This window comes from Chryseobacterium joostei (assembly GCF_003815775.1).
GTDB classification, from domain to species: domain Bacteria; phylum Bacteroidota; class Bacteroidia; order Flavobacteriales; family Weeksellaceae; genus Chryseobacterium; species Chryseobacterium joostei.
The window spans coordinates 2,061,101-2,075,474 of the sequence record NZ_CP033926.1; the positions used below are offsets into that span (position 1 = coordinate 2,061,101).

A 14,374-nucleotide genomic window follows, 5' to 3' on the forward strand; every position below is an offset into this window, starting at 1 on the left:
ATATTCTAATATGGATATTGCATTATATCTTCACCAAAAATCTCTTTTCTTATTAATGGTAACGTAGATATAAGTTTTTTTAATCCCTCAACCCCCTGTTGCTCTGTATTGTGAGAATGATAGTCTTCTATCTTAGATACATCTTCTTCACCTTCAGAGAAATATTTAGCATAATTCAGATCTCGATTATCAGCAGGGATTCGGTAGAATTCGCCCATATCTTCAGCTTTTAGCATTTCCTCTCTTGTACATAAGGTCTCATAAAGTTTCTCTCCATGACGCGTACCTATTATTTTGATTGGAACTTCTTTTCCTGTAAGCTCAATTAATGCTTTTGCCAAATCTCCAATACTTCCAGCCGGAGCTTTATTTACAAATAAATCTCCAGAATTACCATTTTCAAAAGCAAATAGTACTAAATCAACAGCATCTTCTAAAGACATGAAAAAACGAGACATATTGGGATCAGTAATTGTAATTTCTTCACCTTTTTGAATTTGATTCAAAAACAAAGGAATTACAGATCCACGAGAGGCCATCACGTTACCATAGCGTGTAAGACATACCGTCGTTTCTGACAAACTACGAGATTCTGCAACAGCTACTTTTTCCATCATTGCTTTGGAAATTCCCATTGCATTAATAGGATATGCCGCCTTGTCTGTGCTTAAACAGATTACTTTTTGAACTTTATTAAAAGCAGCAGCTCTAATCACGTTTTGAGTTCCCTCTACATTTGTTTTTACAGCCTGCATTGGGAAAAATTCACATGATGGAACTTGCTTTAAAGCAGCAGCATGAAAAATATAGTCGACACCTCGGGTTGCTGGTTCTACACTTACATAATCTCTTACATCACCAATATAATATTTGATTTTGTCGTTTTTGTACAAATTACGCATGTCATCCTGCTTCTTTTCATCACGAGAAAATATTCTAATTTCTTTAAAGTGATCTGTTTTAAGAAACCTATTTAAAACAGCGGTACCAAAAGATCCAGTACCTCCTGTTATAAGAAGTGTTTTATTTTGAATTTTCATATTATAGATACTTTCTGTAGATTTTATAAGATTTTTGAACAATTTTATATTTGTGCTTTAAATTCATTTTCGATGTTGTGGATGATTCGTTATGATAACAAATCAGTTCAGGATCATAAATGATATTTCCATTAACTTTATTTATCTGGCCTGTAAGAATTGCTTCTTCACCATATAAAAAGACTTCCTCTGATAGTTTCTCATAATGCTTAAAAAAATTAGGAGTAAGGATATAAAGAGCCCCAATCCCCATATATATTTTTTTCTTAATAGGATCATGAGGATTAAAACGTCTTTCCGTTGACTTAATCTTTCCTAATATTTTTGCGACAGCAAAATTAGAAAAATAGACATCATATTTTAACTTCCGTAAAAAGCTCATTTTATCAATAACATGAGGGTTTTCATGACTTCCTTCAGTCGTAATAACATCTGGAGCTATAACCATGTCTGCATCCTCTGCATGATAAGAAAGAAGTTTTATTATGAAATTTTCTTCAAATGTGATATCATTATTTCCTACAACAAAATAGGTATTATTTATTCCTTTTTTTTGCGCAAATTCAATACCATCATTTAATCCCTGAAAATATCCTCTATTTTCTTTTTTAATAATAACTACTTTATTTTCACTGATTGATTTCTCCTCTACATATTTTTTTAAAATATTAAAACTCACATCTGTGGGTGAGTTGTCAACAACCACAATTAAAGTGTTACCATTTATATCTAATAATAAAACATTATCAATATACTTAATTGTTTCTTCGTGGGAATTATAGTTCACACAAATAAATGGAATTATCATATTATTTTCTTTTTTCGACTGATACAAAAATCTAGGGTTCCACAAAAAAATGCAAATAGCGCCATCACGTTTGGTGCTAAAAAAGCATCCCAAAAAAGGTTAACAAATAAAATTGATAAAATAAATATTTTTATTAACAATGTAGCATCATCATTTAGAATCATAGGATTTTTAATCCTAAACAATCCTTTTATTATTTTTAACCAATATATAAAATAAAACGCAAATGCAAAGATGCCCATCTTCCATAGTGCGGTTAAATAATATATGTGAGTAGACCATCCATCAAGATTGTCATAGCCTTTGTAGCTTTTAAAATTTAAAATATACCCCTGAAATCCAGTACCAAAAAAAGGATTAAAAAATAACTGTTGTATCGCCAGCTCTTGTAAATCAATCCTTCCACTACTTAATTCGTTTAGGTTACTGGAACTTTTTGTAACATCAAGCTTAGTTGCCCATGCATCAAGAACAGCGTCAAAATATTGTAAAAAAAACACTTTACCAATAATTGCTATCAAAATGACAGCCAAAAATGTTCTAATTACTCCTAATTTTTTCCAATAAAATACTGCATAATAAAATAAAAGGGCAAGTACTAACTCTCTTGAGAGGGAGAGTACAATCATATAAATAACCTGCAGTATAGAAATAATAATAATAACCTTAGCAGGTGTAGATACTTTTTCAAGAACCAAATAAAAGTGCAATACAAACATCAGAATAAACAAATGTGCTCCTAAACTATGGATACCATACGAACCACTTAATACAAGCCCAAAAAAGTCGCCATTAAAGTAGCTATCAGTTCTAACCATTCCATTATGCTTTAAAATGATTGAAATGAATAATACCCATACAAAGACCACAGAAACAATACACATTATTCTATAGATTCTATGTAAATCAAATGAATTGGAAACAACTTTCTTCCCTAAATAAAAAGTGAGTACGGGTGCAAAAAAATAGATGACTGAAAAGAAATGCCTACTTTCAAACTTGCCACTCAAGAATTGTGTTACAATAACCGATAAAATTGAAAAACAAAATGCTAGTGTTAAATACTTTTTATGATTATGTTTAACTATTAAATAAAATAATAATGAGGGAGCAACCAAAATCAACGAAATAGACATACCAGATACATTATCTGCGTTCTGCAATAAATCGATTGGTAAACATAAGAATACTGCAATTAAAAAAAAGATAATTACATTTTGTTTACTATTTGAAATTTGTTTAGTCATTAATAATTTATTATGTCAAAATACTTTTACAAATGTTTTTAGAAAAAAATCTTAAATATTTTCCTCGAATAAAAATAGATTCCCAAACAATAAAGTAGATGGCTAATTAGTGATATATAAATTGATGAAACAATACCATGCTTTTTAATAAATATAATATTTAACAAGATACTTATACAAGCAACAAGCAATGATATTTTTAGCATTAGCATAGTATTCCCTTTCGACTCAATTCCTTTTTGTAAATAAATTGAAATGCATCCTAATAAAATTGTAAATAAAACAACAGACATTAAAACAGGATTTAACAAATATTTTTCCCCAACTATGTATTTTATTAAATCTTCACCATAAAAATAACTGATTACAATAATTGGAAGAAAAATGGCTGTTAGAATTAGTATATTTTTACGAAGCAAGCTTTCAATATCCGGCTTATTTTCTTCATTTTTAGACAATTGCATAATAATTGGGTGAGAAGCAAATAACAGAGGCATTGATATAAAGCCAGATAAACCAACTGCTAAATCACGGAAAGAAACATAATTTCCTACATGATCTGTAAAATTAAAATATTTGAATAATATCCTATCTCCAATTTGGTAAAGTTGAGTTGAAAAAAACCACAAACATATAGGAAGTCCATAAGATAATATTTTTTTACAAAAAGTTATATCAAAAGAAGTCTTTAGATTAAAGTCAAAGTGCATTAGATTTTTTTTCTGTAAAACTATAAATACACTAGTAACAGCATAACTTAGCAATAGGAAAAAGAATACAGCATCTAATGATCCTTTAAAAAAAAAATAACAAACAATAATTCCTACAATTTGAAAAAGAGCTTGAATAAACGTTGCATTTATTTGTCTCGTTATTTCCCTTTTTGCTTGAAAAAAACTATAATTAAAATTTAAAAATATTTGAAATACTAATATTAATACTATAAATAATGATATTAACAGCGACTGTATTGCTATGAAAATCGTAAAAAATAAACCGATACTCCCTAATAAAAGAAAAAACCATTGCAAATATGAAATATTAATTATAAAAAATTTCTTTTCTTCATCATTATCAAAACTTGAATGATAATAAATTACACTGCTATTCACCCATCCACCCACGATTTGAGCAAAAATAAGTAAAGCAGCCATAATAAAAGTATAATTAACATATGATGCCGTGTCTAATAAGCTTTGCTTTGTTAGAAAAAACACGGTTAATACACCTGCAAAGGCTGGTAAAACCTTTATAGGAATGTATTTTAATGTATCAAATATGAATGTTTTATTTACTGACATTATTAGAACCTTATATACTTAGAGAAAATATTTTTTAGAATTTATCTTTAATTCTCTCTAAAAATCCTTTTTTCTCTGCATGATATCCATAACCATATTTATTCCCATATCCTAAATAGTTCCTATCCACATCGTTCAATACAAATGCAACATTTTTGATTTTTTGATTTTCCGCATTATTATTAGCAAATCCAATCAAAGCTTTTTCTGTATATCGTGATCTGGTAACATATAAAGTTGCGTTTGCCATTTCAGCAAAGAGGAAAGTATCAGTAACCAACATTAAAGGAGCTGTATCCAGTATGATATAATCATATTGTGTTTTTAACTCTTCTATTAATTTTTCATACCTGCCATTAGTTAATAGCTCTGTTGGGTTTGGAGGGATGCTTCCTGAGTAAATAACATCTAGATAAGGATTAAATGAAGAAGCATGTACTATTTCTTTAATATCCGTTTTATCATCATACAAGTACTCAGTAAGTCCTCTAAGACCTTTTCTAGAGGTATTATACCTTTGAAGTTGAGGGTTTCTAATATCAGATCCTATAATAATCACTTTCTTACTGGGAGTCGCAAGGGTAAGAGCTAAGTTTACAGAAACAAAAGTTTTTCCTTCTCCTTTTACTGTAGATGTTACAAAAATGACTTTAGCTTCTTTCTTTTTAGGTAAAATAAAATTCAAATTAGTAATAAGAATTCTAAATGCTTCCGCAAGAGGAGATAGATCATTTAATTCAACCAATTCATTCTGTCCTCTTTGTATACTTGGCAATTCACCTAAAACAGGAATATGAGATAGCTTTTCTAAATCATGTTTAGTTTCAACTTTATTATTTAAAAGTTCAGATAAATAAATAAATCCAAAAGGAAGTAACAAGCCTAAAATCAATGCACTGGCAAAAACTATACTCTTTTTAGGTGCAACAGGATATTTTGAAGCATAAGCATAATCCACTATTCTAGCTTTATTAGCTGTTACAGCCAAAGAGATAGCTGTTTCTTCTCTTTTCTGTAATAATAATAAATATAGATTTTCTTTAATCTGTTGCTGACGCTCAATACTTCTAAACATTTTTTCCTGATTTGGAATTTTTATTATTTTAGAAGTTATCAAGTTTTGTTCAGAAACATATTGATCTTTAGCAAGCTGAAGCCCAGTCTTATTTTTAATTAGACTTTCCATTACAGAAGATTTCATAGATGAAATCTGCTTATTAAGATCAATTATTAATGGGTTTTGTGGAGTTGCGTTTTCTGCTAATCTATTTCGTTCAAGAACCAATTGATTATATTGAGAAATACTTGCAGTAGCTGAAGCATTATTAAGACCTACGTTTGTTGGCAAAACCTGGCTATCTCCTTGTTTTCCCATATAATTTATAAGAGCATTTGTCAATTCAAGCTGAGATTCTAACTCTACTTGTTTAGTTCTTGCTCCCGCAGATGTTTCAAGGTTTATTTTTGCTTCAGTTTCTAAGTCTGTAATTTGATTATCATACTTAAATCGCTCTTTTTGACTTTCAACTTGTCCTAATTCATTTGCAATGATGCTAATCCTTTCATCTATAAAATCTTTTGTTTTCTTTGATTCTGAATTTTTATCATAAATAGCATCATTATTATAAACCTCAACTAGCTTATTAAGAATATCTTTAGCCTTGTCTACATTACTGTAATTTAATGATAGATCAATAATAGTAGCATCTTTATTTGTCAAACTTACACTAATATTAGTCTGAAGATTATTTAACATATCTTCAAGAGTAGAATAGGTAAAATAAATTTCTTCTAGATCTCCTGCTTTAGCCTTATTAAATTCTGGATTCTTTAAAATGATAAAATTAGCATAAGGAAGACTTATCGTTTTATTAAACGTCGTTTTAATATCATTTTTAAACTCGTCAGATTGAAGTATGATATTATTTCCCGAAATTTTAATATTAATTGGTGATTTAGGCCCTTTTCCTAAAGGCTTTTCATTAACTAATTGAATAATAATAGGAGAGGTATCTTTATATAGCTCTATATTTTTGAAACTAGATTTGTTGTAAATTGATGTTTGTAATCTTAATTGATTGATAACTTCATTAATTAATTTTCTAGATTTAAAAATTTGAATTTCATTATTAATACTATTGGTATCCATTCCTCCAAATCCTGATAGATCTTTTAGAATCGTAAAATCACCATTTGCAGATGGCATTTTTTTTGCATCTTTTATTAATACAGCAGTTTGAATACTATAAACAGGAACCGTTGATTTCAAATAAAAAAACGCTATAAGTAAAGTTAAAATAGGTAAAATAACAAACCAAATCCATTTTTTTAGATAAGGCTGAATGATATTTTGAATATTTATTCCTTTTTCTGAATCTTCAATTAAATTATTGTCCATTATTTAAATTACGATTATTTATAAATTGCAAATTTATAGTTATAAATAGCAAATATTTTATACAATTTTCAGAATAAATATAACTAAATATTCATTCTTTATTATTTATAATTAATTAATATTTTATATCTTATAGAAAATAAGCTTTCTTAAAAGTTTATAGCCTTGCATCTACGAGATTCCGATCCATACAAGCTTTTGTATCAAAAATCACCGTATTTTCCTTTTTTAAAGTTTCAAATTTCATTTCAGTAAATTCTTTATGAGAAACTGCAACAATTATAGAATCATATTTGCTAGATAGCTCACTTATTAGTTCAATCCCATATTCATGCTTCACTTCTTCTTTACTTGCCCAAGGATCATAAATATCAACATCAATTCCATAATCTGTAAGTTCATGATAAATATCTACAACTTTTGTATTCCTAACATCAGGACAATTTTCCTTAAAAGTAATACCAAGAATCAACGCTTTAGAGTTTTTTATTATACCACCCTTAGCGATTAATAATTTCACAACTTTTGATGCTATAAATTTAGCAATGGAATCATTAACACGACGTCCTGATAAGATAACATCGGGATAATACCCTAGTTGCTCTGCTTTATGAGCCAAATAATATGGATCCACAGAAATACAATGTCCTCCAACTAAACCTGGCTTGTATTTTAAAAAATTATACTTAGTACCAGCTGCCTCCAAAACATCCATAGTATCAATACCTATTCTATCAAATATTAATGCTAATTCATTAACAAACGAAATATTTACATCTCGCTGGGCATTTTCGATAGCCTTTGAAGCTTCTGCAACTTTAATACTTGGAGCTCTATGAGTACCTGCTACTATTATTTTTTTGTATAGTTGGTCTATTTCCTCTGCAATTTCTTCTGTAGAACCAGAAGTTACCTTTTTAACATTAGTGAGGGTATTTATTTTGTCTCCAGGATTAATTCGTTCTGGCGAATAGCCTATAAAAAAATCTTTATTGTATTTTAAACCTGAATATTTCTCTAAAACAGGTACACATTCTTCTTCTGTACAACCTGGGAAAACGGTTGATTCATAAATAACAATATCACCTACTTTTAGAATTTCACCTAGCATTTTTGAAGCAGAAATCAAAGGTCCCAAATCAGGAGCATTATATTTATCTATAGGAGTAGGTACAGTAATTATAAAAACATTGCTATCTTTTATTTCATCTAATAAATAGGATGCCTTATAACCAATCTTACCGTTTGATATTTCATAATCTTTTAGAGAACTATTAAGTTTGTTTAAATCTGATTCCATGGTAATGTCCTTACCATTATTCAATTGATTAGTTCTCTCAATGTTAATATCAAATCCTATAACGGGATAATGAGATGCAAATTCAAGAGATAGAGGTAACCCTACATATCCTTGTCCTATAACTGCTATTTTGTATGTTTTAATTTCATTCATTGTGGTGTATTATGAGCTTTAAAATCTAAAATTTAGAACTATAATCAGTCATTTTATTTTTTAAATAATCCTACAACTACAGCAATTGCAGTTACAAAAATTGAAGCAGCCGTTAAATAAAGTGGTGTATTTGGATTTTGTCTAGAAGCTATGTTTCTTGATTTATTTGCCGAAATAATTATAACATCCCCTTGTTTTAAATTATAGTATGGAGAGTTTATAAGGTTGGCATCTTGAAGATCAATTTTTCCATGTGTAATTTTACCATCTTCATTTCTTATAATTACAACATCATTCCTTTTTCCAAACATAGTCAAATCTCCAGCTAGTGCCAAAGCATTAAAAATTGTTCCTTGTCCGTTTACTATTGTATAATCACCTTGCTTATTAACCTCTCCAAGAACAGAAATTTTAAAATTTGCTAATCTCACATTAACCGTTGGGTTAATTACATATTTTAGCATTTTTTCTCTCAATTCATTTTTAAACTCAACAAGTGTTTTGTTTCTGGTCTCAATTTTTCCAATAATTGGGAAATCAATATTACCTTCAGCATCTACAATATATGTAGGTCCTGTAAGATTTGTAATTCCTTGTGCAGGAGTATTACCTCCAGCAAAATTATTTGCTTGAATTAGTTCGGATGATGAATAATTTTGATTAAAAGGTCTCACAACATCCATATCTTTTGCTGTAATCAAAATAATTAATTGATCACCTGTTTGTATAGTAGAAACAGAGTTTTTTTCAGAAGTTTCTATTGCTACCTTTTCTATATTTTGTATATAGTTTAGATCGTTTTTTGCATTTTGACTAGTTTTACAAGAAACTAAAACAATCGCAGATAAGATCACTAAAATTTTACGCCTCATAATTTAAAATTGTACAAATATACATTTATATTTTTTCTATTTATCTAACGCCTCATAGATAGAATTATTACTTCTAAATTCCGGCACAATTGTTTTTAATATTCTTACAACATCTACCTTATCTCTTCTTAAAGAGGCCTTAGTAATCTGTTTTGTTAATGCATCTATTTCTTCAAATCCTATAGATGGATCTTTAGAAATCATAATTTTCTCATTGTGAGTTGGTAATGTTTTTGCATCATCACTCAAAAGCTCTTCATAAAGCTTTTCACCCGGCCTTAAACCAGTATAAATAATTTTGATATCTATATTAGGTTCAAATCCAGACAGCTTAATCATTCTTTTTGCTAAATCCAAGATTTTAACAGGCTCTCCCATATCAAATACAAAAATTTCGCCTCCTTCACCCATGGTTCCTGCTTGAAGAACTAGCTCACAAGCTTCCGGAATGGTCATAAAGTATCTTACAATTTCTGGATGGGTAATCGTTACAGGGCCACCTGCTTCAATCTGTCTTTTAAAATGAGGAATTACGGAACCGTTGGAACCTAATACATTTCCAAATCTTGTAGTAATGAACTTAGTAGTATTTCCTTCTACATTTTGAAGGGATTGTACAAATAGTTCAGCAGCTCGTTTTGAAGCTCCCATTACATTGGTAGGATTTACTGCCTTATCGGTGGATACCATTACAAAACGATTTACTTTATATTTACTCGATAATGTTGCAATAATTTTAGATCCTAATATATTGACAAAAATTGCTTCGTGTGGGTTTTCTTCTACTAAAGGTACATGTTTATAGGCAGCAGCATGATATACCATAGAAAAGTTATAATATTGAAATAAAGCTTCCATTCTGTGCTGATTAGAAACATCTCCCAAAACAAATTTAAAAGCAATATCAGGGAACTTTTCTTTCATTTCAAGTTCAATATCATAAAGAGGGGTTTCTGCCTGATCTAAAACAACAACTAGAGATGGATTGAAAAGGGCAACCTGTCTTACAATTTCACTACCTATGGATCCTGCTCCTCCGGTTACCAGGACAATTTTATCAGAATGTCTGCTGCTAATTTTTTCATTCTGAATTTTGATTGGCTTTCTATTCAATAAATCCTCTATTTGAAGATTTTTAATGGATACCCCCAAATCACTGTCTCTTAATTTTTGTACAGATGGAGCTTTGAAAACATTAAGATCTTTTTCCAGAAATAGATTCACCCAAGAGTTTACCTCATCTCTGGCCATCATTTCTTTAATAATAAGAACACCATCAATAATAAGATCCTCTTTTGTATTTTCTTCAATTTTTTTCTTTTCATAAATAGGTTTTCCTAACAATGAAGCTCTTTTAGAATCAGTTCTTTGTGTCAGAAAACCAACCACCTGATAAGGTAAACTCGGATTATCCAAAATAGCTCTGGCAATTGCAATAGATTGTTCATCAATTCCTAATACTAGAATTCTTTTCTTTAAAGCACTTCTTCTATATTCTCTGACAATATGGAAAAACTCTTTAACATATAATCTGAAAAGAAATAATCCCATAAAAGAGATAACGAAATACAGAATCAGATAAGGAGTTAATATAAATTTCCCTCCTGTAGTCCAAAAATAGAAAATGTTTACTGTACCAATAGTAAACATGGTACAAAAGCAGGATATAAAGAGTTTAAATAAATCTATAAATGTTGAATGACGAATAATACCCGCGTACGTTTTAAAGATATACATAAAGATTATATTAACCGTAATAATAGAAGCAAATACGATGCTTTTATCATCATGATAAATAAATTCTCTTTGGGTAATTTTTTCAATAATATAGGTAGATAGAAACAGGGATATAACCAGAATAATAATATCTATGATAAGTATTATCCATCTAGGAAGATACCTTACGTCTGAGAGATTGACAACATTATCCCCTCCAAATAGTTTTTTTCTAAGAGAATTGTACATTGTCTATATTTGTGTTCATATTTAAATTAATGTAGGATTCGATATATCTATCAAAGATAATTTTGATACAATCATGCAAAAGTAAAATAAAAATTCAATTCTACATTGAAATCAAAAATAAATTTGATGTTTTCATATTTTTTAAAATTGCTAGAAGTCAAGCTATAAAGGTAATGCCTGACAAAAATCATACCATAAAAATTCAGTCCTCCGTGAAATTTCTGAATTAAAAGCACTTTTGTTAAATAATTTCTCAGCAATTTATTTATTAAATAATTTTGCACCAATCTATTTGATAAAAGCTACAAAAAAATTTAAAGGTTATTAATAATTAGTCAAAAATATCATTTATTTTCTCATATTCAAAACCTCTTCCCATCAAATATTTTATGGTTTTCGATTTTTTCTGATATTCCTGAAGACCTTTCTGCTTGGAAGAGTAATCTTCGTAGATTCTTGTGATCGTTTTTGTATAGTCATCATCATGTATTTCATCAAAGCACATATTGATCAGTTTTTCAGAGATTTGTTTCTGTTTAAGATTCATTTTAATCTTATTTTTCCCCCAGTGTTTGATGTAGAATTTCCCTCTGATATAGCTCCTCGTGAACCGCTCTTCATTGAGATAATTTTCTTTCATGAGATATAGAAAAATTTCTTCTTTTGCTTCATCAATAAGCAAAAATTCTCTCATTTTCTGTTCTATTTCTGCATGACAGCGATCCTGATAAACGCAGTAATTAACAAGCTTCTGTTTAATCTCATCAAAAGTAAAAGACTTCTTTTCCATGTAGATAAAAAAAGAATGAGCGTTTCGCCCATTCTTTATATTATATTTTATATTATAGGCAATATTAATAATTAAATAATGCCTTACCTTCCATTAACTCGTTAACATTCTTTCTTACTGATGCAAGGACTTCTTCATTCTTGATGTTGTCTACTACTTCAGAAATTAACCCTGCAATAGTATTCATATCATTTTCTTTAAGTCCTCTTGTAGTAATAGCAGCTGTTCCTAATCTGATACCAGATGTTGTAAACGGAGATTTATCATCAAAAGGAACCATGTTTTTGTTACATGTAATATCAGCAAGAACCAATGCTTTTTCTGTTTCTTTACCGTTTACTCCTTTATTTCTAAGATCTACTAACATTAAGTGATTATCTGTACCACCACTTACGATATCAAACCCTCTATCAATCATTGCTTTTGATAATGCCTGAGCGTTTGCTTTAACTTGCTTTGCATACGTTTCGAATTGTACATCCAAAGCTTCTCCGAAAGCGACTGCTTTACCAGCGATAACATGCTCCAATGGACCTCCTTGAATTCCTGGGAATACAGCTCCATCCAATACCTGGCTCATCATTTTAATATCTCCTTTTGGAGTTTTGTGGCCATATGTATTTTCAAAGTCTTTCCCCATCATGATCATCCCTCCTCTTGGACCTCTTAATGTTTTGTGAGTGGTAGTGGTTACTACGTGGCAGTGCTCAAACGGAGAATTTAATAGTCCTTTTGCTACTAAACCTGCAGGGTGTGCAATATCAGCCCAAAGAGTTGCTCCAATCTCGTCTGCTACTTCTCTGAATTTAGCATAATCTAAATCTCTTGAGTACGCTGAGAAACCTGCAATAAGCATTTTCGGTTTTTCTCTCAATGCTACTTCTCTCATCTGGTCATAATCAATAAGACCTGTTTCCTGTTGAACTCCGTAAGAAACTACGTTGTATTGAATTCCTGAAAAATTCACTGCAGAACCGTGAGTAAGGTGCCCTCCCATAGAAAGATCCATACCCATAATCTTATCTCCAGGTTTCAAAACTGCAAGATAAATGGCTGCATTCGCCTGAGAACCGGAATGTGGCTGAACGTTCACATAGTCTACACCGAAAAGCTCCTTTGCTCTGTTGATAGCCAATGTTTCAACCTCATCTACTACTTCACATCCCCCGTAATATCTTTTTCCGGGATATCCTTCAGCATATTTATTTGTCAGTACACTTCCCATTGCTTTCATCACATTTTCAGAAACGAAGTTTTCTGATGCGATAAGCTCTAACCCATGGGCTTGTCTTTGTCTTTCCTTCTCAATCAGGTCGAAAATAATATCCATTTTACTTTTAGTTTTTGAAATTTTTCACCCCAAATGTACGGAATTTTCATCGAGATTTTGATATCAAAAAATATGATTTTTGGTACAAAATTTTAAATATCATTCATTATTTTGGTTATAATTATTGAGTTTTTTTATTTCAGTTGATATCTTTTTTTTAAATAAAGACTCGCTTTTACCAATAAAATTAATACTGGTACTTCTACTAAAGGACCAATCACTCCTACAAAAGCCTGAGATGAATGAATCCCGAAAACGGCAATACTTACGGCAATAGCCAACTCAAAATTATTTCCTGTAGCTGTAAATGCAATTGAAACATTCTTATCATACGGAACTTTCATTAATTTATTGATTGAAAAGCTAATAAAAAACATCAATACAAAGTAGATAATCAACGGAACTGCAATTTTCACAACATCCATCGGAAGCTCTAATATTTGATCCCCTTTTAAGCTAAACATTAAAATAATGGTAAATAACAATGCATATAATGTAACCGGTGAAATCATAGGAATGAATTTTCGGTTATACCATTCTTTTCCTTTTGACTTTATCAGAAAATAGCGGGATAGAAAGCCTGCCAAAAATGGTATTCCCAGATAAATAAAAACACTTTCAGTAACATCCTGAACGGGTACAGAAATATTAAAACCTCCAAGACCTAGTTTCTGAGGAAGAACATTAATAAACAGCCAAACCAGAAAACTGTATGATACAATCTGAAAAACGCTGTTTAATGCAATCAGTAATGCTGCATACTCTCGATTTCCTTTGGCCAGATCATTCCAGACAATAACCATGGCAATGCACCTTGCCAGACCTATCAGGATCAATCCTATCATAAAGTCTGGTTCATTTCTTAGAAAAATAATTGCCAGTACAAACATTAATACTGGTCCCACTACCCAGTTTAATAATAAAGAGATAGATATGACTTTTGTATCCTTAAAAACTTGTGGTAATAAAGAATAATCTACTTTTGCCAACGGCGGATACATCATTAGAATAAGGCCGATAGCTAGGGGTATATTGGTTGTACCGGATGATAATGAGTTTATCGTTACAGAAATATTAGGAAAAAAACATCCTAATCCTATTCCGATTATCATTGCCAAAAAAATCCAAAGGGTCAAATACCTATCAAGAAATTTTAATTGAACGTTCATT

General features: G+C 30.2%; 11 protein-coding genes. All 11 read right to left on the reverse strand.

All coding sequences use genetic code 11. The features are described 5' to 3' along the window. Window positions 1-5 precede the first annotated feature (5 nt). Window positions 6-1,040 carry a polysaccharide biosynthesis protein gene (locus EG359_RS09365; RefSeq protein WP_076352764.1) on the reverse strand — a complete coding sequence of 345 codons (1,035 nt, stop codon included), beginning with the start codon at window positions 1,038-1,040 and terminating at the stop codon, window positions 6-8. A gap of 1 nt (window position 1,041) precedes the next feature. Then, a complete protein-coding gene (locus EG359_RS09370) occupies window positions 1,042-1,848 on the reverse strand; it encodes a glycosyltransferase (protein ID WP_076352765.1) in 807 nt (268 codons plus the stop codon). Beyond that, the gene (locus EG359_RS09375) at window positions 1,845-3,095 is read right to left on the reverse strand and encodes an O-antigen ligase family protein (protein ID WP_076352594.1); all 1,251 of its coding nucleotides are present in this window, start codon (window positions 3,093-3,095) and stop codon (window positions 1,845-1,847) included. Before EG359_RS09375 ends, EG359_RS09370 begins: the two co-directional genes overlap by 4 nt. 38 nt (window positions 3,096-3,133) lie before the next feature. After that, window positions 3,134-4,396, reverse strand: a complete 1,263-nt coding sequence (locus EG359_RS09380; RefSeq protein ID WP_076352595.1) for an oligosaccharide flippase family protein — start codon at window positions 4,394-4,396, stop codon at window positions 3,134-3,136. Window positions 4,397-4,430: 34 nt separating this feature from the next. Continuing rightward, window positions 4,431-6,794, reverse strand: a complete 2,364-nt coding sequence (locus EG359_RS09385) for a GumC family protein (protein ID WP_076352596.1) — start codon at window positions 6,792-6,794, stop codon at window positions 4,431-4,433. A 157-nt stretch (window positions 6,795-6,951) separates the two neighbouring features. Further along, window positions 6,952-8,247, reverse strand: a complete 1,296-nt coding sequence (locus EG359_RS09390; RefSeq protein WP_174567013.1) for a nucleotide sugar dehydrogenase — start codon at window positions 8,245-8,247, stop codon at window positions 6,952-6,954. A gap of 53 nt (window positions 8,248-8,300) precedes the next feature. Further along, window positions 8,301-9,119: a polysaccharide biosynthesis/export family protein gene (locus EG359_RS09395; RefSeq protein ID WP_076352597.1), complete on the reverse strand. Its 819-nt coding sequence runs from the start codon at window positions 9,117-9,119 to the stop codon at window positions 8,301-8,303. A gap of 36 nt (window positions 9,120-9,155) precedes the next feature. Further along, a complete protein-coding gene (locus EG359_RS09400) occupies window positions 9,156-11,084 on the reverse strand; it encodes a polysaccharide biosynthesis protein (protein WP_076352598.1) in 1,929 nt (642 codons plus the stop codon). A 331-nt stretch (window positions 11,085-11,415) separates the two neighbouring features. Then, window positions 11,416-11,880: a regulatory protein RecX gene (locus EG359_RS09405; protein ID WP_394343642.1), complete on the reverse strand. Its 465-nt coding sequence runs from the start codon at window positions 11,878-11,880 to the stop codon at window positions 11,416-11,418. 58 nt (window positions 11,881-11,938) lie between these two features. Beyond that, window positions 11,939-13,204: a serine hydroxymethyltransferase gene (gene glyA / locus EG359_RS09410; RefSeq protein ID WP_076352601.1), complete on the reverse strand. Its 1,266-nt coding sequence runs from the start codon at window positions 13,202-13,204 to the stop codon at window positions 11,939-11,941. Window positions 13,205-13,338: 134 nt separating this feature from the next. After that, window positions 13,339-14,373 (reverse strand): ACR3 family arsenite efflux transporter, encoded by a 1,035-nt coding sequence (arsB, locus tag EG359_RS09415; RefSeq protein WP_076352602.1) that lies wholly within the window; start codon window positions 14,371-14,373, stop codon window positions 13,339-13,341. Window position 14,374: the final 1 nt, after the last annotated feature.

Bases quoted from the DNA above. Each gene is read 5' to 3' on its own strand.
- EG359_RS09365 (WP_076352764.1), bottom strand. From the start codon at position 1,040: ATGAAAATTCAAAATAAAACACTTCTTATAACAGGAGGTACTGGATCT.
- EG359_RS09370 (WP_076352765.1), bottom strand. From the start codon at position 1,848: ATGATAATTCCATTTATTTGTGTGAACTATAATTCCCACGAAGAAACA.
- EG359_RS09375 (WP_076352594.1), bottom strand. From the start codon at position 3,095: ATGACTAAACAAATTTCAAATAGTAAACAAAATGTAATTATCTTTTTT.
- EG359_RS09380 (WP_076352595.1), bottom strand. From the start codon at position 4,396: ATGTCAGTAAATAAAACATTCATATTTGATACATTAAAATACATTCCT.
- EG359_RS09385 (WP_076352596.1), bottom strand. From the start codon at position 6,794: ATGGACAATAATTTAATTGAAGATTCAGAAAAAGGAATAAATATTCAA.
- EG359_RS09390 (WP_174567013.1), bottom strand. From the start codon at position 8,247: ATGAATGAAATTAAAACATACAAAATAGCAGTTATAGGACAAGGATAT.
- EG359_RS09395 (WP_076352597.1), bottom strand. From the start codon at position 9,119: ATGAGGCGTAAAATTTTAGTGATCTTATCTGCGATTGTTTTAGTTTCT.
- EG359_RS09400 (WP_076352598.1), bottom strand. From the start codon at position 11,084: ATGTACAATTCTCTTAGAAAAAAACTATTTGGAGGGGATAATGTTGTC.
- glyA (WP_076352601.1), bottom strand. From the start codon at position 13,204: ATGGATATTATTTTCGACCTGATTGAGAAGGAAAGACAAAGACAAGCC.
- arsB (WP_076352602.1), bottom strand. From the start codon at position 14,373: ATGAACGTTCAATTAAAATTTCTTGATAGGTATTTGACCCTTTGGATT.